The sequence below is a fragment of the Sulfitobacter sp. PR48 genome, from assembly GCF_028807335.1.
GTDB lineage: Bacteria > Pseudomonadota > Alphaproteobacteria > Rhodobacterales > Rhodobacteraceae > Sulfitobacter.
Map to the genome: position 1 here is coordinate 227,122 of NZ_JARAMM010000007.1, position 25,245 is coordinate 252,366.

Genomic DNA, 25,245 nt, shown 5'->3' on the forward strand with positions numbered 1-25,245 from the left:
GATGAAAAACCTGAAAAAGCAACGCCGTATTCAAGTGATCGCCGTGGCGGTGGTGGCGCTGGTCGCCGCCACTGCGCTGATCGGCTATGCGATGCGCGACGGCATCAACTTTTTCCGGGCGCCCTCTCAGGTGATGGCGGAACCGCCCGCGCCGACGGAGGTGTTCCGCATCGGCGGGCTGGTGGAAGAGGGCAGTCTGATCCGCGGTGATGGTGAGGTCGTGCGCTTCAACGTGACCGATGGCGGGGCCAGGGTGCCGGTGACCTTCAGCGGTGTCCTGCCGGATCTCTTTGCGGAAAATCAAGGTATGGTTGGCACCGGCCGTTACATCAACGGTGTTTTCGAAGCCACTGAAATCCTTGCAAAACACGATGAAACCTACATGCCGAAAGAGGTCGTGGACGCGCTCAAGGCGCAGGGCGTCTACAAGGAGCCCGAAGGCTGAGCAACGCGCGCTGCCGCCAGATCTGTTAACCATTCTCTGAGCAGTCTTTGCCCCGATCAACGGGCAAGGAGCAGCAGCAATGCAGACGGTCAGGCAGATCGCCGAGGCCATCGTGGCGCGGGAAGGCGGATTCGTGAATGATCCGGACGATCCGGGCGGGGCCACGAACTTTGGCGTGACAATCCACACGATGCGGCGGCTGGGGCTGGACCTGACCGGGGACGGGCAGGTCGACGTCAGCGATGTGCGCAGCCTGACCCGCGCGCAGGCCGTCGATATCTTTATCCGGCATTATTTCGAAAGGCCGCTGATCGGGGAGTTGCCCGGCACTCTGCAACCCAGTGTCTTTGACATGTATGTCAACGCGGGGGCCAATGCGGTGAAGATCCTGCAACGGCTGTTGCGCGACATGGGATATGACGTGGTGGTTGATGGCGCGCTGGGACCGCAAAGCATCGGCGCGGTGCGCGGGGCCATGCGGCGGGGCGCTGATGCCTTTGTCGATGCCTATGGGATCGCGCGCCGGAACTATTATTTCAGACTGGCAGACCGCCGCCCGGCCAGCCGCAAATACGCGCGCAACCGGGCGGGCGGCAAGGGCGGCTGGATCCTCCGGGCCGAGGAGTTCATCTCGCCGCAGTATCATCTCAGCACGGCGGCATTTCGGCAAAGGATCTCGGCATGGGGGTAATCGGACGCATCTTTGGCTTGATGTTCGGGGGCGAGCGTAACGTTGTGCGCGAAACCGTGGAAGTCTTTCGCGAGAACGCAGAGGCGGGGGCGGTGCGGGCCGCCGCGGCGCAGGGGCAGGCGATGTCGCAATATGGCGCGGAATTCGCGGTGGCGCGGCAGGGCGGCTTTGACCGTTTCATGGATGGGCTGAACCGTCTGCCACGTCCGGCGCTGGCGCTGGGGACGATGGGGCTGTTCGTCTCTGCCATGGTTGATCCGCTGTGGTTTTCCGAACGGATGCAGGGCATCGCCCTGGTGCCGGAGCCGCTGTGGTGGTTGCTGGGGGTGATCGTGTCCTTCTATTTCGGGGCACGCCATCAGGTCAAAGCCCAGCAGTTCCAGCGCGAGATTGCAGGCACGGTCACCCGGCTGCCCCAGGTGCTGGAGAACATCAGCGCCATCAAGGCCCTGCGCAGCGACAGCCCGCGGGCGGCAGAAACCGGCAATGACGCGGGCCTGTCACTGGCGGTGATCACACCCGACAGCAACCCGGCGCTGGAGGCCTGGAAACGCGCGGCCTGACATCTGAGCAGGCTGCGACGCTTTGATGCGCCGATTGTGACAGAATCCCGTGGCAGGCGCCCCGGCCCCCGCCTATAATCGGGGCATGATCACAGAACTCGGACATTTCGCGCTGATCCTCGCCTTTGCGGTGGCGATCGTTCAGATGATCGTGCCCCTGATCGGGGCGCAGAAACGCTGGCCCGGCTGGATGGCGGTGGCGGAACCGGCGGCAGGCGCGCAGTTTGCCCTGACGGCACTGAGTTTCGGCGCGCTGATGTGGGCCTTCATCAACTCCGATTTCTCGCTGAAGCTGGTGGTCGAGAACAGCCATTCGGCGAAACCGATGCTGTACAAGATCAGCGGCACCTGGGGCAATCACGAGGGCTCCATGCTGCTCTGGGTGCTGATCCTGACGCTGTTCGGTGCCATGGCGGCCTGGTTCGGCGGCAACCTGCCGCCCAGCCTGCGGGCGCGGGTGCTGTCGGTGCAATCGGCCATCGCGGTGGCGTTCTTCGCCTTCATCATCTTCACCTCCAACCCTTTCCTGCGGCTGGAAACACCGCCCTTTGACGGGCGTGACCTGAACCCGTTGCTGCAGGACCCGGGTTTGGCCTTTCATCCGCCGTTCCTCTACCTTGGCTATGTGGGCCTCAGCATGGCGTTCAGCTTTGCCGTGGCGGCGCTGATCGAGGGGCGGGTGGATGCCGCATGGGGCCGCTGGGTGCGGCCCTGGACACTGGCGGCCTGGATCTTCCTGACCATCGGCATCGCGCTGGGGTCCTGGTGGGCCTATTACGAGCTGGGCTGGGGCGGTTTCTGGTTCTGGGACCCGGTGGAAAACGCCAGTTTCATGCCCTGGCTGCTGGCGGCGGCGCTGCTGCATTCGGCCATCGTGGTGGAAAAACGCGAAAGCCTGAAAAGCTGGACGATCCTGCTGGCGATCCTCGCCTTCGGATTCTCGCTGATCGGCACCTTCATCGTGCGCTCGGGGCTTCTGACCTCTGTGCATGCCTTTGCCAACGATCCCGAACGCGGCGTGTTCATCCTGGCGATCATGGCCTTTTTCATGGGCGGCGCGCTGATCCTCTTCACCCTGCGCGCGGGCGCGATGGAGGCCAAGGGCGTCTTTGGACTGGTCAGCCGCGAATCCGCTCTGGTGGTGAACAACCTGCTGCTGGCGGTGGCCTGTTTCGTGGTCTTTGTCGGCACCATGTGGCCGCTGCTGGCCGAGATGTTCTTTGACCGCAAGCTGAGCGTCGGTCCGCCCTTTTTCAACGCGGCTTTCACCCCCTTCATGGTGCTTCTGGGGCTGATCCTGCCGGTGGGGTCGGTGCTGCCCTGGAAACGGGCGCGCATTGCCCGTGCTGTCCGGCCCTTGCGCTATGCCTTTGTGCTGGCGCTGGCGGTGGGCGGGCTGGCCTGGACGATGCAGTCAGGGCGCAGCCTGCTGGGGCCGATGGGCCTGTTCCTCGGGGCCTGGCTGGTGGCCGGTGTGGTTGTCGAACTGGCGCAGCGCACGGGGCGCGGGGCGGGACGCTGGGCGCGGCTGCGCCGGCTGCCGCGCGCGGACTGGGGCAAGGCCGTGGCCCACGCGGGGCTTGGCGTGACCATGGCAGGCATCGCCGGGCTGACCGCCTGGACACAGGATGACATCCGCGTGGCCCAGATCGGGCAGCCCTGGGTTGTGGGCGGCTACACCCTGACGCTGAACGAAGTGAACGAGATACGCGGGCCGAACTATCAGGCGACGCAGGCCGATGTGACCCTGTCGAAGGACGGCAGCGTGATCTCGCAGCTCATGCCCGAGAAACGGTTCTACCCGGTCGCCCGCATGCCCACGACCGAGGCTGCCATCGACTACAACCTCGCGCGGGATGTCTATGTGGTGATCGGGGATCAGCAGGACAATGGCGGCTGGACCGTGCGGGTCTATGTCAAGCCGCTGACCAACTGGATCTGGATCGGCTGCGGGCTGATGGCGCTGGGAGGGCTGTTGAGCCTGAGCGACCGGCGCTTCCGCGTGGCGGCAGGCGCGCGCAAGACCCGCGCCACGCCGGTGCCTGCGGCATGAAACGCCTTGTCCTGATCCTGATGCTGCTGGCCTCGCCGCTGGCTGCCGTGCAGCCCGATGAGATGCTGGAGGATCCCGCGCTGGAGGCACGGGCGCGGGAGCTGTCCAGGGGGCTGCGTTGTCTTGTCTGCCGCAACGAAAGCATTGATGAGAGCAACGCAAGTCTCGCGCGTGACCTGCGCATCCTGCTGCGCGAGCGGTTGGTTGCCGGGGACACGGACGCCGAGGCGGTGGATTTCATCGTGCAACGCTACGGCGAATATGTGCTGCTGCGGCCCGAGGTGACGGGGGCGAACTGGCTGCTCTGGGGAGCGGGGCCGCTGATGCTGCTCATCGCGGGGGGTGTCGGCTTTGTCTATCTGCGCGGCCGGTCGCGTGCCACCCAGGCCGGAGAGACCCCTCTGAGCCCGGAGGAAGAGGCCCGGCTGCGCGAGATTCTCAAGGATTGACGTGCGGTTTTGCTGGTCCGTGTGACCCGCTTTGGTATCAAGGGGCAAAGGCCTCAAGCGAAGGATACCGGAAACATGGAATATCAGACGATCACCTATGATGTGGCAGAGGGCATTGCCACGATCACGCTGAACCGTGCGGACAAGATGAACGCATTGACCACGCAGATGCGCGCCGAGATTGCACATGCCGCAACCCAGGGCGGCAAGGAAGCGCGGGTGGTGGTGATCACCGGGGCGGGCAGGGCGTTCTGCTCCGGCCAGGATCTGGGGGATCGGGCCACCGCGGCCTCTGTCGATCTGGAACGCACGCTGCGCGATGAATATGCGCCGATGCTGCGTGCCATCGTGAACTGCCCGGTGCCGACCATTGCTGCGGTGAACGGACCGGCGGCGGGGGCAGGGGCGAACCTGGCGCTGGCCTGTGACGTGGTTTTTGCCACCGAAAGCGCCTACTTCATGCAGGCCTTTACCCGGATCGGCCTGATCCCCGACGCGGGCGGCACCTATGTGATGCCGCGCAACATGGGCACGGCCAAGGCCATGGGGGCCGCACTTTTTGCGGACAAGATCAGCGCGCGGCAGGCCGACGACTGGGGCATGATCTGGGAAGCTGTTGCAGATGCGGATTTTGCGGCCCATTGGCAGGCCCGCGCGGCGCAACTGGCGCAGGGGCCGACAGCGGCCTATGCCGGGGTCAAACAGGTGATCCGGGGGACCTGGGACAATTCCTATGAAGATCAGCTGGCGCAGGAGGCCGAGACGCAAGGCCAATGCGGCGCAACGCGTGATTTCAAGGAAGGGGTGCTGGCCTTTACCGAGAAACGCAAGGCGACCTTCGAGGGGCGCTGAATGTCGGACCCTGTGGCCCGGTTTGGGCTCCGGGGCTTTTGCGGTCTTTCGCATGACACTTCAGGTGATCGTACAAACTGACGGTATTGGGCATTGAGTTTCATCAGAGCCGGGCAGCGCTGTCGTCGATCAGTCATGCCAAGGCCCGGAACAAGCCGAAGGCGCCGGGCCATCGCCTGCCCGCCCCTCGGGTAGGCGATTTGGTGAGGCTGGGTGTTCCACTGATGGGATTCATCATGGTTGAGAAATAAAGTGGCTTGAGCCAAGGGCAGTATCGCCCACCCCGGGCAGGCGACGGCCCGGCTTGTGTCTCATGTCACATTGAACAGCTTCCGATCCCACACCGCGCAGACCACGAACACCCGCACCGGGACGCGAAACGCGTCGGCTGCGCGATGCCGGTCATACCGAGCGTTCGACCAGCAGCACATCGTCCTTGCTGGGGGCGGGGCCATTGGCGCTGGCCACAACGGCGACCGCAACACCATCCGCCAGAACCGTATGGACCGTACCCGACACCTGCCGGATGGTGATTTCCGGCGGGGTCTGCCCCTTGTCATAGATCACGGCGATCTGATCGTTGTCACGCAGGCCTGCGGGCACCAGCGCGCCCTGCGGCCCCGGGCCTGACCGCGCCGCGGTGGGCAACAAGCCTGCCGCGCGGTCCCAGCGCAATCTGCCCTCCATCGGGCGGTCCGAGCGGCAATCTGTCATGTGAGCCTCCATTTCCGCAAGGGACCGGGCGCATCTGTTTTGTAACGGATCGGGACCAGAACAGGCCGCAACAAAGCCTGATCTGTTCGTGTGGTCCGGATCAGTGTGGCAACGACCAGCACAATCGACCCGCATGAAAACCAAAGCGACATGGTGCCTCCTCGCTACATTTCTCAACAGGTTAACGGTGCTTTTGAAGGGCGGTCAAGCAACCTCGCAGATTGTCTGGAAGGGCGAAACAATGCCACAATTTAGCCATGTTTCAGGGGCCGGTGTTTCGCATTGGGCAATGACGGCTGAAACAGTCGGCAGGCTCAGCGGCCTTTGGTTCTTGGGCGCGGAAGGGAAAGTTGTGATTCTTGGCCTTCCGACGAACCGGCAGCCGATCTGCCGGCGAAGATCAGCACCCCGAAAACTTCCCGTTCTGATGGGAAGGTTGTTTACGTTTGGGCAACAAAGCGAAACGCCCCGTTGAACGGGGCGTTTGCCGGGGTCGGATCACCGGTTTTCGATGTCCGTGTAATCGCGGGCGGTCTGGCCAAGGTACAATTGGCGCGGCCGGCCGATCTTGTTCTGCGGATCGGCGATCATTTCCTTCCACTGCGAAATCCAGCCGACGGTCCGCGACAGCGCGAAGATCGGGGTGAACATCGAGGTGGGGAAGCCCATGGCCTCAAGGATGATGCCCGAATAGAAATCCACGTTCGGGAACAGTTTCTTTTCCGCGAAATACGGATCGTTGAGCGCCTGTTTCTCAAGTTCCTTGGCAACCTGCAGGATCGGGTTGTTCTCCACACCCAGCAGTTCCAGAACCTCGTCCGCGCTTTCCTTCATCACCGTCGCACGCGGGTCGAAGTTCTTGTAGACGCGGTGGCCAAAGCCCATCAGGCGGAACGGATCGTTCTTGTCCTTGGCGCGGGCAATGAATTCGGGGATGCGGTCGGGCGTGCCGATTTCCTTGAGCATTTCCAGGCAGGCCTGGTTGGCGCCGCCGTGGGCAGGGCCCCAGAGACAGGCAATGCCCGCCGCGATACAGGCAAAGGGGTTGGCCCCCGAGGAGGACGCCAGTCGCACCGTGGAGGTGGAGGCGTTCTGCTCGTGATCCGCATGCAGGGTAAAGATGCGGTCCATCGCCCGGCTCAGGATCGGATCGACGACATATTCCTCTGCCGGGACGGCAAAGCACATGCGCAGGAAGTTGGACGCATAGTCCAGATCGTTGCGCGGATATTCGAACGGCTGGCCGATGGTGTATTTATAGGCCATCGCGGCGATCGTCGGCATCTTGGCGATCAGGCGGATCGACGCGACCTCGCGCTGCCAGGGATCGTTGATGTCGGTGCTGTCGTGATAAAAGGCGGACATTGCGCCCACCACGCCCACCATGACCGCCATCGGATGCGCATCGCGCCGGAACCCGCGGAAGAAGTTCATCATCTGCTCGTGCAGCATGGTGTGGTTGGTCACGCGGCTTTCGAAATCCTCAAGCTCTGCGGGGGAGGGAAGCTCACCGTAAAGCAGCAGGTAGCAGACTTCGAGGTAATGCGATTTGGCGGCCAGCTGGTCGATGGGATAGCCCCGGTGCAGCAGGATCCCGGCATCGCCGTCGATATAGGTGATGGTGCTGTCGCAAGCGGCGGTGGAGGTGAAGCCGGGGTCATAGGTAAAGACATTGGCCTGCGCATAGAGCTTGCGGATGTCGACCACGTCGGGGCCTGCGGTTGGCGAAAAGATCGGCAGATCATAGTTTTTGCCGTCGATGGTCAGCGTTGCGGATTTCGTGCTCTCAGTCATGCGGTCCCTTCCCCTTGAGCTGGCGGCAGGGCGTATTGCCCGCCGTCACGACGAGGCCCTGAGACAGGACCTGCCGATGTGTTATCGCGCGTGGCGTTTCCAGGGGGTTAACCCTGTTCACGCCGCCGCATCCGTCAGTCGGGCGAGGGTCTCATCACGTCCCAACACGAGCATCATGTCAAAAACGGATGGGGTGACCGCGCGCCCAGCAAGGGCAGCCCGAAGGGGCCCTGCGAGTTTGCCGAATTTGGTATCATGCGCAGCCGCAAAGCTGTTCATTACCTCTTCCAGCGTTTCCTTGGTCCAGCTAGCATCTTGCAGGTGCGGCGTCAATTCCGCCAGTAAGCCACGGGCCTCCGCATCCAGCGCCTTTTGCGCCTTCTCGTCCGGCTCCACAGGGCGATGCGTCAGAACAAAATGTGCCTTTTCAATGAGTTCAGGCAATGTCTTTGCCCGTTCCTTGAGGCAATACATGGCCCGCTCCAAACCCTGCGCCTGATCGGGATCAAGCGGGGGCAGACCGGCTGCCGCCAGGTAGCCCTGACATTCTTGCCGCAGCGCGGCATCATCCGAGACCGCGATATGCTGACCGCAGATGTTTTCCAGCTTTTTCAGGTCGAACTGCGCGGGGCTCTTGCGGATACCGTCCAGGTCGAACCAGTCGCGCGCCTGGGCATCGGTAAAGAATTCATCGTCGCCATGGCTCCAGCCCAGCCGGGCCAGATAATTGCGCATGCCAGCGGCGGGATAGCCCATCGCCTGATATTCCTGTGCGCCCAAAGCACCGTGGCGTTTCGACAGTTTCTTGCCGTCCGCCCCGTGGATCAGCGGGATATGCGCCCAGACCGGCACATCCCAGCCCATCGCCTGATAGATCATCATCTGGCGCGCGGCATTGTTCAGGTGGTCATCCCCCCGGATCACATGGGTCACGCCCATGTCATGATCATCCACGACAACCGCCAGCATGTAGACCGGTGTGCCATCGGAACGTAACAGCACCATGTCATCAAGCTGCGCGTTGGAAATGGTCACATCGCCCTGCACCTGGTCACGGATCACCGTCTGGCCCTCCTGCGGGGCCTTGATGCGGATGACGTAAGGGGCATCGGGGTGGCTGGCGGGGTCCGCATCGCGCCATGGTGACTGGTAAAGCGTGCTGCGGCCCTCGGCCTTGGCGGCCTCGCGGAAGGCGTTGATTTCTTCCTGCGTGGCAAAGCACTTGTAGGCCTTGCCGGCCTCCAGCAGGGCATTGGCCACTTCCGCATGGCGCGGCGCATTTTCGAACTGGCTGACGATTTCGCCATCATGGTCCAGACCCAGCCAGGCCAGACCCTGCAGAATCGCATCCGTCGCCTCCGGGGTCGAACGGGCGCGGTCGGTATCTTCGATCCGCAGCAGGAATCTGCCGCCCTTGCCGCGCGCATAAAGCCAGTTGAACAGCGCGGTCCGCGCGCCGCCGATGTGCAGGAAACCGGTGGGAGACGGGGCGAAACGGGTGACGACTTCGGCGGACATGGGGGATGTTTTCCTAACAAATTCTGACGTGCTCAGCCTCGTGTTAATCTCTTGTTCATCACGGGGCCTCTAGGGTGCTGCCTGTCTATCCAGTGCTGTGCGCGGGGGCAAGCATGGGCCTATGCGGGCGCATTTCCAATTCTGCAGGCAAGGTGCTGCTGGCACAGCGCGGCGGCCTGATCTGCTGGGTGCCGGTCTGCCTGGCGGCGGGCGTCGGCAGCTATTTTTCACTGGCCACGGAGCCTGACCTGCCGGTGCTTGCAGGGCTTGCCGCGACGGCGCTGCTGATGCTGGTGCTGGCCCGCTTCCTGCCGGAGCCGGTGGCGCCCCTTGCCCTTGGCACGGCGCTTTGCCTGATCGGGGTATTGCTGGCGGCGGGCCGGGCGCATCGCGTGGCGGGGCCGGTGCTGGGCTGGCGCTATTACGGGCCGGTTGAGGGGCGGATTGTCGCGATGGACCGGAGCCAGTCCGATGCGCTGCGCCTGACGCTGGATCAGGTGCGGCTGGCGCGGGTGTCACCTGCGCGAACGCCAGACCGGGTGCGGCTGTCGCTGCATGGCGGTGCGGGGATCACGCCCGAACCGGGGCTGCGGGTGATGACCACGGCCCATCTGTCGCCCCCCGCCGGTCCGGTGGAGCCGGGCGGATTCGATTTCCAGCGCCACGCCTGGTTCGCGCGGCTGGGCGCCGTCGGCTATACCCGCGTGCCGCTGCTGGGGGTGGCAGAGGCGCGGGATGGCCATGCGGGGCTGGCGGTGTTTCGCATCCGCATGGCGGCCTCTGCCCGCATCCGGCAGGTTCTGCCCGGTGACATTGGTGGCTTTGCCGCCGCCATCACCACCGGCGACCGCAGCGCCATCAGCCGCGAGGCGCTGGAGGCGCTGCGCGCCAGCAACCTGGCGCATCTGCTGGCAATCTCGGGCCTGCACATGGGGCTGCTCAGCGCCGTGGTGCTGGGCGCGCTCAGGCTGCTGCTGGCCGCGCATCCGGTCACGGCCCTGCGCTGGCCGGCAAAGGGGATCGCCGCCGGTGGTGCGCTGATCGCGGCGGCAGGTTACCTTGCGCTGTCGGGTGGCAACGTGGCGACGGAGCGGGCCTTTATCATGGTGGGTGTGGCGCTGGGGGCGCTGATGATCGGGCGGCGGGCGCTGTCCCTGCGGGCGGTGGCGATTGCGGCAACGCTGGTGCTGATCCTTCGGCCAGAGGCGCTGACGGGGCCGGGGTTCCAGATGTCTTTTGCCGCGACAACGGCGCTGGTTGCGGTCTTTGGCTGGCTCAGGGCGGTCGATATGGGCTGGTTGCCGCCCTGGCTGAAACCCGCCTTTGCGGTCTTTGTCTCCTCTGCCGTGGCGGGGCTGGCCACTGCGCCGATTGCGGCGGCGCATTTCAACACCATTGCCCATTACGGGCTGATCGCCAACCTGGTGTCGGTGCCGCTGATGGGGGTGCTGATCATCCCTGCCGCCGTGGCGGCGCTGGTGCTGGCCCCCTTCGGTGCAGAGGCGCTGGGGCTTTGGGTGATGGGGCTGGGCTTGCGCTGGATTCTCGGCGTGGCCCATTGGATCGCCGGGCTGGAGGGCGCGCGCGGCTATGTGGTGGGGCCGGGGGGCTGGGTGATCCCGCTGCTGGCACTGGGGTTCCTGCTGCTGATCCTCTGGCAGGGCCGTTTGCGCCTTGCGGGGTTGCCCGTGATGGCACTGGCCCTTGTTCTTTGGCAGGGGGCGCAGCGGCCCGCTGTTCTGATCTCCGACACGGGCGCATTGGTCGGGGTGATGACCCCGCAGGGCCGGGCGCTGAGCCGGGAGCGCACCGCCGGATTTGTCGCGCGCAACTGGCTGGAGAATGATGGCGACGGTGGCGGGCAGCTGGAGGCCGCCCTGCGCTGGCCGGAGGGCGGCAAGGTCATCCACCTGAGCGGCAAGCGGCGTCTGGCGGCATTCGAGGGATGTGCGCCGGGGCAGATCGTCGTCGTCTCTGTCCCTGCGGCCGATCTGGCGCAGGCGCCCTGCGATGTCTTTGACCCGCTGCTGCTGAAACACACGGGCGCGCTGGCGCTGACACCGGGCAAGCAGGGCTGGACCCTGACAACGGCCCGCGAACGGACCGGTGACAGGTTATGGACCCATTGGCCCCCGGCAAAGCCGGAGGCTGCGCCGGATCAATATGTGCGGATCAGCCCGACCAGACGGCCCTGAACCTTGACCCGGTCGGCGGCCAGCACCCGCGCCTCATAGGCCGGGTTAGCGGCCTCCAGCGCGATGGAGGTGCCGCTGCGTTTGAAGCGTTTCAGCGTCGCCTCAAGGTCATCGACCAGCGCCACGACGATATCGCCGTTGTCGGCGGTGGAGGTCTCGCGGATCACCACGACATCGCCGTCGTTGATCCCGGCCTCGATCATCGAATCGCCTTTGACTTCAAGCGCGTAATGTTCGCCCTTGCCCGAAACCATGCCGCCGGGCACGGAAACGCGGTGGGTTTCGTGATTGATCGCCTCGATCGGGACACCGGCGGCGATCTGCCCCATCACCGGCAGGTCCAGCGCCGTGGCCTGGACCGCCATGGCCTGGGCCGGCGGCGGGCTGTCGGGGCGGTCCCCCTCGATCACGCGGGGGGTAAAACCGCTGGGCGCGCCGCCCAGGCTTTCGGGCAGTTTCACAATCTCAAGCGCGCGGGCGCGGTGCGCCAGACGGCGGATGAAACCGCGTTCCTCCAGCGCCGTGATGAGGCGGTGAATGCCGGATTTCGACCGCAGATCAAGCGCGATCTTCATTTCGTCAAAGCTGGGCGGTACGCCGTCGCGCTGCACACGTTTCTGGATGAATGCCAACAGATCGAGTTGTTTTTTGGTAAGCACGGCCCGTCCCTTTTGGTCAGTTGTTTCTTTTTGTTCTAGGGATGTTCCTGTTTTGTGTCAACGCTGAAAGGGCGCGGTGCCTCAGAGCGGGATGACACGGACAGTATCGCCAGCCTTTCGCGCCGGGTCTTCGACCGGGCGGACCAGCAGGGCATCGGCATGGGCCAGCACCGACAAGAGCGAGGAATCCTGCCGCGTGTCGGGGTGGACCGCGCCGTCGCGGATCTGTGCGCGCATGTAATGGGCGCGCGGGCCGTTGGCGGGCAGGTCGACGCCCAGCACTGCGTCGCGCATCGGGGCGGGCGCATCGCCCAGGCCCAGCATCCGGCGCAGCATCGGGGCCACGAAAACGCTGCCGCAGACCATGGCCGAAACCGGATTGCCCGGCAGGCCGATCATCGCCGATGTACCGATGCGCCCGGCCATCAGCGGTTTTCCGGGGCGCATCGCCACCTTGTAAAAGGCCTGTTCCATGCCGAGTTCGACCGCCACCGGCGCGACCAGATCATGATCACCGACAGAGGCACCGCCGATGGTGACGATCAGATCCGCGCCCCGGGCCAGCGTGAACGCCTGTTTCAACCAAGCGGCAGTGTCGCGGGCAATGGGCAGCAGCTGCACCTCGGCGCCCATTTCCTCGAACATCGCGGTCAGCCCGTGGCTGTTGGAGGCGACGATCTGGTCGGGGCCGGGCTCTTCGCCGGGCTGGACCAGCTCATCACCGGTGGCAAGGATCGCCAGCCGTGGTTTGCGGGTGACCGGAACGCGGGCGATGTTCATTGCCGCCAGCAGCGCAATATCCGTGGGCCGCAGCAGCAGCGGGGCCGGGATCTTGTCACCGGCGGCAAAGTCACCGCCTGCAGGGCGGATATTGTCCTTTTCGCCGATGTCATGGCCCAGGGTGATCAGATCGCCGCGCCGGGTGACATCTTCCTGAATGACAATGAAATCAGCACCTTCCGGCACCGGCGCGCCGGTAAAGATGCGCACCGCCTGACCGGGTTTGACCGCGTCGTCAAAGCGGTGGCCGGCGGCGGATTCTCCGATGACCTTGAACATCGCGCCCGGCTCCACCTCGTCCCGGCGCAGGGCATAGCCATCCATCGAAGAGGCGGCAAAGGGCGGTTGGGTGCGGCTGGCAGTCACATCGCGGGCCAGTACCCGGCCGGCGGCGGCGCGCAGCGGCACCTCTTCGGCCTCAAGCGGCGCGACAAGGGCCAGCAGCCGGGCAAGCGCCTCTTCGACGGAGATCATGGGGCGGTGTAGCGGCCCGATTTGCCACCATCCTTGAGAACCACGCGCAGGCCGCCGATTTCCATGCCCTTGTCCACGGCCTTGGCCATGTCATAGACCGTCAGCGCCGCAACGGAGGCCGCCGTCAGCGCCTCCATCTCCACCCCGGTCTGGCCGGTGGTCTTGACCGTGGCCTCGATGCGGATGCCGGGCAGCGCGGCGTCGGGGGTCAGCTCCACGCTGACCTTGGTGATCGGCAGGGGATGGCACAGCGGGATCAGGCTGGCGGTCTGTTTGGCCGCCATGATCCCGGCCAGCCGTGCCACGCCCAGAACATCACCTTTCTTGGCGCGTCCTTCGGTAATGATATCAAGGGTTTCGGGGCGCATCTTGATGTGGTTTTCGGCAATGGCGATGCGCGATGTCACTGCCTTGTCGGAGACATCGACCATATGGGCATCGCCCTTGCCGTCAAAATGCGTCAGCGCCATCACATGCCCCCGGCGGTCAGCGGATTGGCCAGCAGGTCCCGCGTTGCCTGTTCCACATCCGGCTGGCGCATCAGGCTTTCACCGATCAGGAAGGACCGCGCGCCGAACATGGCCATATCCGCCAGGTCCTGCGGTGTGTGCAGACCGGATTCGCAGACGATCATGCGGTCCGGCGGCACATGTTTGGACAGGCGGCGGGTCACATCAAGAGAGGTCTCGAAAGTATTGAGATTGCGGTTGTTTATCCCGATCATCCGGCTTTTCAGCTTGGTGGCGCGCTCCAGTTCCGCATCATTGTGCACCTCGATCAGCGCATCCATGTCAAATTCCATCGCGGCCGCTTCCAGTTCCGCCGCCTGAGCGTCAGAGACCGAGGCCATGATGATCAGGATGCAATCGGCCCCCAGCGCGCGGGCCTCTGCCACCTGGTAGGTGTCATAAAGGAAATCCTTGCGCAGCACCGGCAGGTCGCAGGCGGCGCGGGCCTCTGTCAGGAATGACTTGGCGCCCTGGAAACTGGGCGTATCGGTCAGCACCGACAGGCAGGTCGCCCCGCCGGCGGCATAGGCGGCGGCGTGGTTGGCCGGGTTGAAATCATCCCGGATCAACCCTTTGGAGGGGCTCGCCTTCTTGATTTCGGCGATCAGGCCATAGCCCTCCCGCGAGGCCTGATGCAGGCTTTCGGCAAAGGGGCGCACCGGGCTTGCCGCGCGCGCCTCTGCGGTGACCGCTTCAAGCGGTTTGGCCGCCTTGTCCGCGGCGATTTCTTCCAGCTTGTAGGCCTTGATCTTGTCCAGGATGGTCTGTGTCATGTGGTCTCCGGGTTGGCCCAGTTTATGGCGGGCAGGCCTTGCTGGCGCAACCACGCATTGGTGCGGGAAAACGGGCGGGAGCCGAAAAAGCCCATGTTGCCATACATGCCGACCGGGTGGTGGCTTTCGATCTTGAGATTGGTGGTCGGGTCCACGCCGGCCGCGGCCTTTTGCGCGCTGCTGCCCCAGAGCAGATAGGCACGCGGGCTGTCGGCCAGCCGTGCCAGCACCTGATCGCACAGGGCCTGCCAGCCCAGCGTCTCATGGCCCTTCGGCTGTCCCTCCGGCACGGTCAGGATGGTGTTGAGCAGCAGCACCCCCTGATCGGACCAGAACCGCAGGTCGGCACTCTCCGGTGCGGCGCCGATGTCGCTGCGCATCTCCTTGAAGATATTGGCCAGAGAGCGCGGCAGCGGTCGGGTGTCTTCCTCGGCGGAAAAGGCATAGCCGTGGGCGTGGTTCACGGTTGGATAGGGGTCCTGGCCCAGGATGACCACGCGCACATCACCGGGGGCGACATGTTCCAGCGCCGCGAAAATCTGGTCGGCGGGGGGGAAGACATTGCGCTTCTCGGCCCGCAGCGCGGTCTCGATCGCCGGAAAGGTGGTGGTAAAAAAGGGGAGCTCAGCCCAGTCGCCAAGCCGTGCAAGGGGGGATTTCATCACTTTTCCTGAGATACTTCGGCCACGCGGCGCAGCTTTTCGCGGGCAGCGCCGGAATCAAGGCTGCTGCGGGCCATTTCAACACCTGTTTTCAGGTCCGGCGCGGCATCGGCCACCACAAGGGCCGCCGCCGCATTCAACACCACGGCATCACGATAGGCGGATGCGGCCCCCGCCAGCACGGCATGGAAGGCCTGGGCATTCTCGGCAGGCGTACCGCCGACAATCGCCTCGAAGGGGTGGACGGGCAGGCCCGCGTCTTCGGGGTGGATTTCGAAATCACGGATGGTGCCCCTGTCCAGCCCGCTGACCCAGCTCACGCCGGTGATGGTCAGCTCGTCAGTGCCGTCAGAGCCATGGACCAGCCAGGCCTTGTCGCTGCCAAGCGCGCGCAGGGTTTCGGCCATCGGGCGGATCAGATCGCGCGAGAAGGCACCGGTCAGCTGGCGTTTGACGCCGGCGGGGTTGGTCAGGGGGCCAAGGATGTTGAAGATCGTCCTTGTGCCCAGCTCTGAGCGTGTCGGCATCACATGGGCAATCGCCGGGTGGTGCATGGGGGCCATCATGAAGCCGATCCCGACCTCGGCGAGTTCACGCTCCACCACCTTGGGGCCCACCATCACATTGAGGCCCATCTGGGTCAGCGCATCCGCCGCCCCGGATTTGGAGCTGAGGTTGCGGTTGCCGTGTTTGGCCACGATCACCCCGGCACCTGCCACGACAAAGGCGGTGGCGGTCGAGATGTTCAGCGTGCCCTTGCCGTCGCCGCCGGTGCCGACGATGTCCATCGCGCCCTCGGGGGCTTTCACCGCATGGCATTTGGCGCGCATCACGCTGGCGGCGGCGGCATATTCATCCACCGTCTCGCCCCGGGTGCGCAGCGCCATCAGGAAGCCGCCGATCTGGCTGGGGGTGGCTTCGCCGTCAAAGAGGATTTCAAAGGCTTCTGCCGCCTGCGCACGGGTCAGCGGGCCGTTGGCGGCAGCGTCGATCAGCGGTTTGAGGGTGTCGCTCATGCCGGGACCTTCATCACGTCGAGGAAGTTCTGCAGCATCTTGTGCCCATGTTCCGAGCGGATCGATTCCGGGTGGAACTGGACCCCGTGCAGCGGCAGCTCGCGGTGTTGCAGCCCCATGATGGTGCCGTCCTCAAGTGCCGCGGTCACCTGCAGGCAGTCGGGCAGGCTGTCGCGGTCCACCACCAGGGAATGATAACGCGTGGCGGGGAAGGGGCTGGGCAGACCGGCAAAGATGCCCTGGCCCTCATGGTGCATCAGCCCCAGCTTGCCATGCACGATGTCGCCCGCGCGCACCACCTGGCCGCCAAAGGCCTGGCCCAGTGTCTGATGCCCCAGGCAGACGCCCAGCAGGGGCAGGCCCGTCTTGGCGGCGGCGCGGGTCAGTTCCAGGCAGATGCCCGCCCGGTCCGGGTCACAGGGGCCGGGGGACAGCAGGATGCCCGCGGGCTGCAGCGCCAGCGCCGCCTCCACGCTGATCTTGTCATTGCGGTGCACGACCACATCCGCCCCCAATTCGCCCAGATAATGGACGAGGTTGTAGGTAAAGCTGTCGTAGTTATCTATCAGGAGCAACACGTCTGAATTCTTTGTCCTTATGACCGGATTGGCACTGGTTTTGAGGCCCCTGACGGGGGTATAGTTACGCCCTACATGTTCAGGGTTGTCCGCTGGCGTCAAGAGCGGTCCGTGCATAAGAACAGGGCAGGCAAAGCGGCGTTCACATGCCGCTGAAAAGAGCAGGAGAGTGCGACAATGGCACGGGGTTTTTTCAAAGGGGCCGTTCTGGGCGGCGTGGTGAGCGTAAGCGTGGCCGGCATCGCCTCGGTTCTGCTGGAACCGCCGATGCCGCCCGAGGTCTCCGATGCGGCCCCCGGCGGAACCCAGGCACCGGCCAGCCCGGATGGCACGGGCACCGACAAGGCCAGCCTTACCGATCGCGCCCCCGCAACCGCGCCTGCCGCGCCCCAGGGGGTGCCGCCTGACCCCGATACGCTGGCCACGCTGGACGAAACGGCGACAAGCCCTGCGGCCGCGCCAGAGACGGGCGGCGTCGAAGGGCTGAACGCGCCGGAGGGCGGGGCGGACAGCAGCGGTGTTGCAACCGAGGCCGAAAGCCCGGTGCTGCCGAATCCGCAGGCCCTGGCCCCGATGGCCCCGCAGGACCCTGACACCCTGTCGATCAGCACCGAACCTGCGCAGCCGCCCGAACCGCAGGCGGAAAGCGGACCGTTCGAGACCACCGGGGCCGCACCTGCCGTGCCCGATGCACCGGAGCAGCCCGCGACACCCGAGGTGGCGCAGGAGGGGGGGGAGACGCCCGGCGCCGACGACATTGCCGCCGATGCCACGCCGGTCGCGCCGGAGAGCGAAACACCGGTCCAGACCACCGGGGCCGAACCGATGCCACAGGCCCCGGAACCCGAAACCGCAGAGATCGCGCCGCAGGCCGAGCCGGAAACGCCGCCAGTGGTGGCCGAGACCCTTCCCGACGCCGAGACACCCCCGGCCGCGGATACGCCCGAGACAGCAGCGGAAGAAACGCCATCGGCAGACCGCGCGACACGGCCCGCAATCGGCACGCCCGCCGTGACGCTGACCGACCGCGAGAGCGGCGTGACCGTCAACCGCCCCGGCTCTGCCACGCCCGCCCCGGAGAGTGCCGAGGCCTCTGCCGGGGCCGTGGATGGCGATGCCACGCCGGAGGACAGCAAGGTGCTGCCGCTTGAAGCCTTTGCGCAGCCCTATCCGCCAACCGAAGGCAAACCGCTGATGGGGATCGTGCTGATCGACGACGGCTCCGGCCTGACCTCCGGGGCGCAGGGCCTGGCCGCGCTGCGCAGCTTTCCCTATCCCCTGAGTTTCGCGGTGGATGCCAGCAAGCCCGATGCGGCGGAGCGCATGGCGCTTTACCGCGAGGCAGGCTTTGAAGTGGTGGCGATGGTGTCCCTGCCCGAAGGCGCGCAGCCCAGCGACGCGGAAACCACGTTCAATGTGGTGCTGCCGGATCTGGATCAGGTCGTCGCGGTGCTGGAGGCCCCCGATGGCGGCTTTCAGGGCAGCCGCGACCTGTCAGACCAGATCACCGCGATCCTGGCCGATACCGGGCATGGGCTGATCACCCAGGACAAGGGGCTGAACACGATGCCCAAACTTGCCCGCAAGGAAGGCGTGCCGGCCGATCCGATCTTTCGCGATTTCGACAGCAACGGGCAGAGCGCCACGGTGATCCGCCGGTTCCTGGATCAGGCGGCGTTCAAGGCGGGGCAGGAAGGGGCCGTGATCATGCTGGGCCGGCTGCGGCCCGATACGATCTCGGCGCTGTTGCTCTGGGGCTTGCAGGACCGGGCCAACAGCGTGGCGCTGGTCCCGGTCTCGGCGGTTCTGACCCGCGAATAGGCCTGGGGCCGGGGACGATTTTTTTGAAAAAATCGGTTCGGACTTTTTGAAAAGTCCGGCGTGTCTGGCTGATGTCGGGGCAATTGGCATGAGGTCGCTGGTCCCGACCTCGGCGGGTTTCACAGGTGATCTGGCCTGAGACCTGAGACGATTTTTTTGAAAAATCGCTCCGGACTTTTTGAAAAGTCCGGCGTCCCTAGCTGATGCAGGGCGCAATCGGAATGACGGCGCTGGCCTGATCGGAAAAGGCCACCTCCAGCGTTGTCTCGCCCATCACCAGCGTGACCATCGTGCCCGCGATCTCGCTGTCAGCGATGGTTTCGGGGCGGCCTGTGCCGGTATCATCCACATCCAGCGAAAAGCTGACGATGCCGCCCGCCTCAAGCCCTGCAAGGTTCAGGCTCAGCACCGTGTCGCCATCCGCCAGCTCCGGCAGCCCCAAGAGCGCGCCACGGCCCTCGATCACCTCGAAAGGGTGATAGCTGTCCACCCCGGCACCGCCCGGCGTTGCGTCAAACAGCAGCCCGGCGGGGGCGGCACCGATGTCCAGCGTCAGCGTGGCTTCGGCCAGGGGGCAGCTGCCGGTGTTGGTCAGCACGAAACGGTCGCCGGGCGCACCTTCGACAAAGCGCAGGTTCAGGTCGGCCTGGGCGCTGCCGGCACAAAGCATCAAGAGACAGGTGGCGGTTCGGATCATCTGGTGGCTCCTTCGGGGTCGCAGGAACAGGTAGCGCGGCTGCGCGGCAGAGCAATCAGATGATTTCATCCTCGTCGAACAGCGGGTCGCTTTCCAGCTGCGAGGCCAGGTCATCCACCGTGGCCTCTGCCGCGCGGGGGCTGAGCTTGGCCAGGTGAAAGACAGCATCGCCCTCGTTCACCACCGGCAGGATCGCGCGGCCGATCAGGATGCCGGCTTCGGGGGCGATCAGATCGGTCTCCACCGCGCCGAAAGGGTCGGAGACCGTGGCCAGCACATCGCCTTTTTCGACGGTCTCGCCCTCGCCGCGGAAGGTGCGCAGCAGCCCGCCCGCAGGGGCGCGCAGCCAGTGGGAGGAGGTGCACAGATAGGGCGCGACACGCGCCTTTGCGATGCCCTTGGCGGGCAGCATGTCATGGCCGCGCATCACCCGCAGGATGCCCGCAAGCCCCGCGCGCACGGCCATTTCGTCGAACCGCAGCCCTTCGCCCGCTTCATAGAGCAGGATCGGCACGCCCTGTTTGCCAGCCACCGCGCGCAGGGACCCGTCGCGCAGCCCCGATGTCAGCACCACCGGCGCGCCGAAATCCACCGCCATTTTCTGGGTGACCTTGTCGGAGGGCGAAACCCGCACCTGCGGCAGGTTGGTGCGGTGGATCGCGGCGGAATGCAGGTCGATCCCGAAATCGCAGCGCAGGACGACTTCCTGCAGAAAGATATGCGCCAGCCGCGCCCCCAGCGACCCGGAGGGGTGGCCCGGAAAGCAGCGATTCAGGTCGCGCCGGTCGGGCAGGTAGCGCGAGCGGCTGAGAAAGCCGAAGGAATTGACCACCGGAATCACCAGCAAGGTGCCGCGCAGGGATTTGAGCTGTGGTGCGCGCAGCAGGCGGCGCACGATCTCGACGCCGATCACCTCGTCGCCATGCACGGCGGCGCTGACGAACATGGTGGGGCCGGGGCGCTTGCCGTGATGCACCTCGACCGACAGATGCACCGGCGTGTGATCGGGCAGGGTGGAGACCGGCAGGTCAATGCCGAGGCTGGTGCCGGGGGCGACAGATTGCCCCGCGATCTCGAAAGGCGCGCGGCTGGGCACCTTCAGCGGTTCCCCTGACCACCAAAGCGCGCGGCATCCGCGGCAGCCCGCCGGATGGCGTTGGATTTATGCACGGTCTCCATATATTCGGCCTCCGCATCGCTGTCATAGACCACGCCGCCGCCCGCCTGAATATAGAGCGTCTCGTCCTTGATCACGGCGGTGCGCAGGGCGATGCACATGTCCATGTCACCGCCCGCGCTGAAATAGCCGACACCGCCGCCGTAAAGGCCGCGTTTCTCGGGTTCCAGCTCGTCGATGATCTCCATCGCGCGCACCTTGGGCGCCCCTGACACGGTGCCCGCAGGCATGCCGGCAAAGAAGGCATCAAGCGCATCGCAGCCTTCCTTCAGCTCGCCCACCACGTTGGAGACGATGTGCATGACATGGCTGTAGCGTTCGACGATGAATTCCTCGGTCGGGCGCACGGTGCCGATCCTTGCCACCCGGCCCACGTCGTTGCGGCCCAGATCCAGCAGCATCAGATGCTCTGCCAGCTCCTTTTGATCCAGCAGAAGGTCGGCTTCCAGCGCGCGGTCCTCTTCCGGCGTGGCGCCCCTGGGCCGGGTGCCTGCCACCGGGCGGATGGTGATCTGATTGCCAAAGACCCGGACCAGGATCTCGGGGCTGGCACCCACCACATGAAAGCCGCCGAAGTTGAAATAGAACATGAAGGGCGAGGGGTTGGTGCGCCGCAGGCTGCGGTAGAGGGTAAAGGGATCCTGGGTAAAGCCCTGCGCCCAGCGTTGGCTGGGCACCACCTGAAAGATGTCGCCCGCCGCGATATAGTCGCGCGCCTTTTCCACCGCGGCCTTGTACCCGTCGCGGGTGAAATTGCTGACCGGTTCCGGGGTCTCATGGGCGTCGCCCAGATCGCGGGAGGTGGCAGGCATCGCGCGTTCCAGATCGCGCACCGCGTCCATCACCCGTTCGGCGGCCTGTGCATAGGCGGCACGCGCCGATTGCCCGTCAGAGACCCAGGCGGGGGAGACGACAGTGACCTCGCCCTTGACCCCGTCGAGCACGGCAATGACCGAGGGGCGGACCATGATCGCATCGGGCAGGCCCAGCGGATCGGGGTTCACGTTTGGCAGATGTTCGACCAGGCGGATCATGTCATAGCCCAGGTAGCCGAACAGCCCCGCCGCCGCCTGCGGCAGATCTTCGGGCAGGTCGATCCGGCTTTCGGCGATGACGTTGCGCAGCACGTCCAGCGGATTGCCGGGCATCTCTTCGAAAGCATCCGCGTCATAGCGGGCGGCGCGGTTCACCGCCGAGCTTTCGCCCCGGCAGCGCCAGATCAGGTCAGGTTTCATCCCGATGATGGAATAGCGTCCGCGCACCTCGCCGCCGGTGACCGATTCCAGCACAAAGGCGTTTTCGCTCGCCCCGGTCAGTTTCAGCATCAGCGAGACAGGTGTGTCCAGGTCGGCGGCCAGCCGGGTAAAGACGATCTGGTTTTCGCCCGCGCCGTAGCCTGCGGCGAAATCTTCATATGCCGGTGTCAGGGTCATGGGTGCCGCCGATCAGGGAAAGTTGACATGGACGGCCTGCAGCGCGCGCTGGTCCACCTTAGGCCCGGCGCGGCGCACCACGTCATCGGCAAAGACGGAATAGAGGTCCTGCGACAGGTTCTGGTCCAGCTGTTCGGTGAGGCGGGCGCGCAGGGCGGCGGATTCGTCGGTCTCGCCGGCCTGCTCAATCGCGTCGAGGCGCAGGATCACCACATTGCCATCCCCCGGCAGCACCGTCACGGCGCCCGGTTCCAGGCTGAAGACCGTTTCCATGAAGCCTTCGGGCGTGCCTTCGATAAAGGCGCGGCGGGTCTGGTTTTCCTCGATCGTGGCGTCAAGCCCCGCTTCCTCGAAGGAGGCGGTGCCGCCCAGTGTCTGCACCAATGCCTCGGCCTGTTCGGTCAGCTGCGCAACGGTCTGTTCGGCGGTCCAGGCGGCGCGCACGTCATCGCGGGCCTGCTCGAAAGGTTCGGGGCGTTCTTCCAGCCGCTCATCCAGCCGCAGGGCAAAGACGCCGCCGTCTTCCAGTTGCGTGATGCGCGGAAAATCCTCGGCGGTGACATCGGCAGCCACGTCACGGAACGCCGTGTAGGCGGCAATGCCCTCGCTGCTTTCGGGGGTCCAGTCGAGTGTGCCGAGGGTCATATGGGTTTCCTCAGCCATCTGTTCGAGGGTCACGCCGCCGGCAAGCTGGTCGTCCAACTCCTGCGCACGGGCCTCTACCGCGCGCACGGCGCGGGCGGAGGCAAGCTCGGCCTGCAGGGCCGGGCGGGCTTCCTCGAAGGTGGTGTTCTGGGCGGGCAGCACGCCGTTCACCCGGAACAGGGCGGGCCCAAGCGGGCTGGGCAGGGGGCCAACGATATCGCCCACTTCGGCGGCAAAGACAGCCTCGCCCGCGGCGTCCAGGTCCAGCCTGCCGACATCGCCCATATCCACATCCGACAGTTCAAGGCCGCGTTCCTCCACCAGCGCGTTGAAGGTGGTGCCATCGACCTCAAGCGCGGCGGCGGCCCGGTCGGCGCTTTCCTGATCGGCAAAGACCAGGCGTTCCACCAGGCGGCGCTCGGGCTGCTGGTATTCGGCGGCGCGGTCGTCATAGGCGCGGCGCAGCTCGTCCTCGGGCACCTCCACCTCGTCCAGCATGGCATCGGGGGAAAGCCAGGCATAGGTGATCTTCTTGGTCAGGGGCAGCATGAAGGCCTGCTGATTTTCGTCGTAATAGGCGCGCAGTTCCTCTTCTCCGGGCTCTGCCAGCGGGGTCGCCAGATCGCTTTCGTCCAGCACGCTCCAGGTAAAGCTGCGTTCCTGGGCGATATAGGTCATCAGCGTATCGGCATAGGTGGCGGGCATCACCACGCCACCGGTGACCGCGCGTTGCAAAAGGGTGCGTGCCGCTTCCTCGCGCAGGGAGGTTTCGAATTCACCCTCCGACAGGCCACCCTGCTGCAGGGCGAAGCGGTAGGCGTCACGGTCGAACTTGCCATCGACACCCTGAAAGGCGGGGATGTTCAGAATGTCCTCGCGCAGGGCTTCGTCGCCGATGGACAGGCCCAGCTGCGCCGTTTCATGGTCCAGTGCCCGGTTGCGCACCAGCCGTTGCAGCACCGCGCGGTCCAGGCCGATTTCCTGGGCACGGGCAAAGGGCAGGCTTTCGCCGGTCTGCTGTTCGATGGCGCGGATTTCATTCTGCAGCTGGCGCGCATAGGCATCCACCGGGATGGATTTGTCACCCACCGTACCGATGGAGCGCAGGTTGCCCGACAGGTTGACCGCGCCAAAGCCACCCAGACCGAGGATCAGCAGACCCATCAGAATCCAGACCGCGGTTTTTGAAATGCTCGACCCTTTGGCCATGTGCCATCACCCTTTTTTACTTTCGCAACTGTCTATGCGTCCGACCCGCGCGGGGCAAGCAACTATGCATGTTTTGCAGCGCTTTGGATCAGGATCATTGAACCCCGGGCCTAACCGGGCCTCAGCTCTGCCAGCCGGTCGAACAGCACGCCGATCCCGGCGGCGTCGAGATTGGCAAAGGCGATGCGCAGCTGCCGCTCTCCGGTGGCGTCGCCCTCGGGGCAGAACATGGTGCCGGGCAGGCAGAGGATGCCCGCGCTGCGCACAAGTTCCGGGGCCAGCGTGGCGGCAGATTGCGCAAAGGGATGCTGCATATAGGCGAAATAGCCGCCCAGCCCCAGCAGTTTCCAGCCCTGCGGTTCCAGACGGGGCATGTTGGCCGTGATCGCAGCACGGCGGGCGAGGATCTCGTCGCGCTCACCGGCGAGCCATTGCGCGAGGTTCCGCATGCCCCAGAGCGCGCCATGCTGGCCCAGTTGCGCGGGGCAGATGGCCACGGTGTCGAGAAACTTTTCAACCTCCGCAAGGCGCCGTTCCGAGGTGACCATGGCACCGACACGGTGCCCGGTGAGGCGGTAGGCCTTGGAAAAGGAATAGAGGTGGATCAGCGTTTCGGCCCAGTCCGGGTCCTGGAACAGCGCATGGGGCGGGCCGCTGCGGCTGTCGAAATCGCGATAGGTCTCGTCCAGGATCAGCGCGATGCCATGGCGGCGGGCAAGATCGAAAAAGGCCTGCACCAGATCGGCGGGGTATTCGACGCCGCCGGGATTGTTGGGGGTGACCAGCGCAATGGCGCGGGTGCGTGGCGTGATCAGGGCGGCGGCATGGTCCGGATCCGGCAGCAGGTCCGGGCCGGTGGCCAGCGGGACCGCCGCAACACCGGACATGTCGAGCCACATCTTGTGATTGAAATACCAGGGGGTTGGCAGGATAACCTCATCCCCTTCGGCACAGAGCGTGGCAATGGCGGCGGCAAAGGCCTGGTTGCAGCCGGAAGTAATACAGACCTGCAAGGGCGTGACCGGCCCGCCATAATGCTGCCCGGTCTGCGCCGCCAGTTCCGCGCGCAGTTCCGGCAGGCCCAGCACCGGGCCGTAAAGATGCGCCGCGTCATTGGTCAGGGCGGCATCGGCCATCGCCTGGCGCAGCGCCTGTGGCGGCGGCTCCACCGGGGCGGCCTGGCTGACATTGATCAGCGGGCGGCCGGGGGCAAAGTCGACGCCCTGCAGCCAGCGGCGGGCTTCCATCACCGGCGGGGCAAAGGTGGTGGCGGTGCGGGGCAATGGCATCGGGGGCATCCTCTTGCAGCGGCGGACGTGAGGGGCCGGCCCCTCACACTCCCCGGGAATATTTAGGCTTTGGACCCATTAATTCTATATACTCAGCGGCGATTTCACGAAATTTCAATGGTTTGGGGCGTGCAGCCAATAGTGGTTCTATTTGCAAGCGACCCAAGCCGTTGAAATGAAGTGAAATCGCCGCCCGTCGCTCCGAAGGAGCGCCGAGTCATGTTGGCACGCCTTTGGCGTGACGGGTTT

Annotated in this window: 23 protein-coding genes; 8 read left to right on the forward strand and 15 right to left on the reverse strand. The window is 65.3% G+C overall.

The window, feature by feature from the left end; genetic code table 11:
* Position 1 precedes the first annotated feature (1 nt).
* The 6 genes from ccmE to PVW51_RS11680 all read left to right on the forward strand — a co-directional run bounded on the left by ccmE (position 2) and on the right by PVW51_RS11680 (position 5,053).
* Positions 2-445, forward strand: coding sequence for a cytochrome c maturation protein CcmE (ccmE, locus tag PVW51_RS11655; RefSeq protein ID WP_274575201.1), 444 nt, complete (start codon positions 2-4; stop codon positions 443-445).
* Between the two features lie 79 nt (positions 446-524).
* Positions 525-1,136: a holin-associated N-acetylmuramidase gene (locus PVW51_RS11660; protein ID WP_274575202.1), complete on the forward strand. Its 612-nt coding sequence runs from the start codon at positions 525-527 to the stop codon at positions 1,134-1,136.
* Complete coding sequence (locus PVW51_RS11665; protein ID WP_274575204.1) at positions 1,127-1,699, forward strand: holin family protein; 573 nt, start codon at positions 1,127-1,129, stop codon at positions 1,697-1,699. Before PVW51_RS11660 ends, PVW51_RS11665 begins: the two co-directional genes overlap by 10 nt.
* Positions 1,700-1,784: 85 nt before the next feature.
* Positions 1,785-3,752: a heme lyase CcmF/NrfE family subunit gene (locus tag PVW51_RS11670; RefSeq protein ID WP_274575205.1), complete on the forward strand. Its 1,968-nt coding sequence runs from the start codon at positions 1,785-1,787 to the stop codon at positions 3,750-3,752.
* Complete coding sequence (locus PVW51_RS11675) at positions 3,749-4,201, forward strand: cytochrome c-type biogenesis protein (protein ID WP_274575206.1); 453 nt, start codon at positions 3,749-3,751, stop codon at positions 4,199-4,201. The genes PVW51_RS11670 and PVW51_RS11675 overlap by 4 nt, the downstream gene beginning before the upstream one ends.
* A 75-nt stretch (positions 4,202-4,276) precedes the next feature.
* The gene (locus tag PVW51_RS11680; protein WP_269361702.1) at positions 4,277-5,053 is read left to right on the forward strand and encodes an enoyl-CoA hydratase-related protein; all 777 of its coding nucleotides are present in this window, start codon (positions 4,277-4,279) and stop codon (positions 5,051-5,053) included.
* Between the two features lie 402 nt (positions 5,054-5,455).
* Here PVW51_RS11680 and PVW51_RS11685 read toward each other — a convergent pair whose 3' ends face one another.
* From PVW51_RS11685 to gltX, 3 genes are all read right to left on the reverse strand, one after another.
* The gene (locus PVW51_RS11685) at positions 5,456-5,767 is read right to left on the reverse strand and encodes a hypothetical protein (RefSeq protein ID WP_269361703.1); all 312 of its coding nucleotides are present in this window, start codon (positions 5,765-5,767) and stop codon (positions 5,456-5,458) included.
* 498 nt (positions 5,768-6,265) lie between these two features.
* Positions 6,266-7,561, reverse strand: coding sequence for a citrate synthase (gene gltA, locus PVW51_RS11690; RefSeq protein WP_269361705.1), 1,296 nt, complete (start codon positions 7,559-7,561; stop codon positions 6,266-6,268).
* A 117-nt stretch (positions 7,562-7,678) separates the two neighbouring features.
* Positions 7,679-9,079: a glutamate--tRNA ligase gene (gene gltX, locus PVW51_RS11695; RefSeq protein ID WP_274575207.1), complete on the reverse strand. Its 1,401-nt coding sequence runs from the start codon at positions 9,077-9,079 to the stop codon at positions 7,679-7,681.
* A gap of 113 nt (positions 9,080-9,192) precedes the next feature.
* Here gltX and PVW51_RS11700 point away from each other — a divergent pair, with 113 nt between their 5' ends.
* Positions 9,193-11,274: a ComEC/Rec2 family competence protein gene (locus tag PVW51_RS11700; protein ID WP_274575208.1), complete on the forward strand. Its 2,082-nt coding sequence runs from the start codon at positions 9,193-9,195 to the stop codon at positions 11,272-11,274.
* Here PVW51_RS11700 and lexA read toward each other — a convergent pair.
* The 7 genes from lexA to PVW51_RS11735 all read right to left on the reverse strand — a co-directional run bounded on the left by lexA (position 11,238) and on the right by PVW51_RS11735 (position 16,725).
* Positions 11,238-11,933, reverse strand: a complete 696-nt coding sequence (gene lexA / locus PVW51_RS11705; protein WP_269361708.1) for a transcriptional repressor LexA — start codon at positions 11,931-11,933, stop codon at positions 11,238-11,240. The two genes, PVW51_RS11700 and lexA, sit on opposite strands and share 37 nt — an antisense overlap.
* An 81-nt stretch (positions 11,934-12,014) precedes the next feature.
* Positions 12,015-13,187 (reverse strand): molybdopterin molybdotransferase MoeA, encoded by a 1,173-nt coding sequence (locus PVW51_RS11710; RefSeq protein WP_274575210.1) that lies wholly within the window; start codon positions 13,185-13,187, stop codon positions 12,015-12,017.
* Positions 13,184-13,657 (reverse strand): cyclic pyranopterin monophosphate synthase MoaC, encoded by a 474-nt coding sequence (gene moaC, locus PVW51_RS11715; protein WP_269361710.1) that lies wholly within the window; start codon positions 13,655-13,657, stop codon positions 13,184-13,186. The genes PVW51_RS11710 and moaC overlap by 4 nt, the downstream gene beginning before the upstream one ends.
* A complete protein-coding gene (gene trpC / locus PVW51_RS11720) occupies positions 13,657-14,469 on the reverse strand; it encodes an indole-3-glycerol phosphate synthase TrpC (protein ID WP_274575211.1) in 813 nt (270 codons plus the stop codon). The genes moaC and trpC overlap by 1 nt, the downstream gene beginning before the upstream one ends.
* Complete coding sequence (locus PVW51_RS11725) at positions 14,466-15,131, reverse strand: uracil-DNA glycosylase (RefSeq protein WP_274575212.1); 666 nt, start codon at positions 15,129-15,131, stop codon at positions 14,466-14,468. Before PVW51_RS11725 ends, trpC begins: the two co-directional genes overlap by 4 nt.
* A complete protein-coding gene (gene trpD, locus PVW51_RS11730; protein WP_274575213.1) occupies positions 15,131-16,147 on the reverse strand; it encodes an anthranilate phosphoribosyltransferase in 1,017 nt (338 codons plus the stop codon). Before trpD ends, PVW51_RS11725 begins: the two co-directional genes overlap by 1 nt.
* Positions 16,144-16,725, reverse strand: a complete 582-nt coding sequence (locus PVW51_RS11735) for an anthranilate synthase component II (RefSeq protein ID WP_274575214.1) — start codon at positions 16,723-16,725, stop codon at positions 16,144-16,146. Before PVW51_RS11735 ends, trpD begins: the two co-directional genes overlap by 4 nt.
* A gap of 177 nt (positions 16,726-16,902) precedes the next feature.
* On the opposite strand from PVW51_RS11735, the gene PVW51_RS11740 reads away from it, so the two are divergent.
* Positions 16,903-18,546 carry a divergent polysaccharide deacetylase family protein gene (locus PVW51_RS11740; protein WP_274575215.1) on the forward strand — a complete coding sequence of 548 codons (1,644 nt, stop codon included), beginning with the start codon at positions 16,903-16,905 and terminating at the stop codon, positions 18,544-18,546.
* Between the two features lie 196 nt (positions 18,547-18,742).
* Here PVW51_RS11740 and PVW51_RS11745 read toward each other — a convergent pair whose 3' ends face one another.
* The 5 genes from PVW51_RS11745 to PVW51_RS11765 all read right to left on the reverse strand — a co-directional run bounded on the left by PVW51_RS11745 (position 18,743) and on the right by PVW51_RS11765 (position 24,996).
* Positions 18,743-19,243: an aggregation factor core gene (locus tag PVW51_RS11745; protein WP_274575216.1), complete on the reverse strand. Its 501-nt coding sequence runs from the start codon at positions 19,241-19,243 to the stop codon at positions 18,743-18,745.
* Between the two features lie 55 nt (positions 19,244-19,298).
* On the reverse strand, positions 19,299-20,339 hold the full coding sequence (locus tag PVW51_RS11750; protein ID WP_269361717.1) for a succinylglutamate desuccinylase/aspartoacylase family protein: 1,041 nt from the start codon (positions 20,337-20,339) through the stop codon (positions 19,299-19,301).
* A 2-nt stretch (positions 20,340-20,341) separates the two neighbouring features.
* Positions 20,342-21,853, reverse strand: coding sequence for an anthranilate synthase component I (gene trpE / locus PVW51_RS11755; RefSeq protein WP_274575217.1), 1,512 nt, complete (start codon positions 21,851-21,853; stop codon positions 20,342-20,344).
* Between the two features lie 12 nt (positions 21,854-21,865).
* Complete coding sequence (locus PVW51_RS11760; protein ID WP_274575218.1) at positions 21,866-23,707, reverse strand: peptidyl-prolyl cis-trans isomerase; 1,842 nt, start codon at positions 23,705-23,707, stop codon at positions 21,866-21,868.
* A 110-nt stretch (positions 23,708-23,817) separates the two neighbouring features.
* Positions 23,818-24,996 (reverse strand): aminotransferase, encoded by a 1,179-nt coding sequence (locus PVW51_RS11765; protein WP_274575219.1) that lies wholly within the window; start codon positions 24,994-24,996, stop codon positions 23,818-23,820.
* Positions 24,997-25,245: the final 249 nt, after the last annotated feature.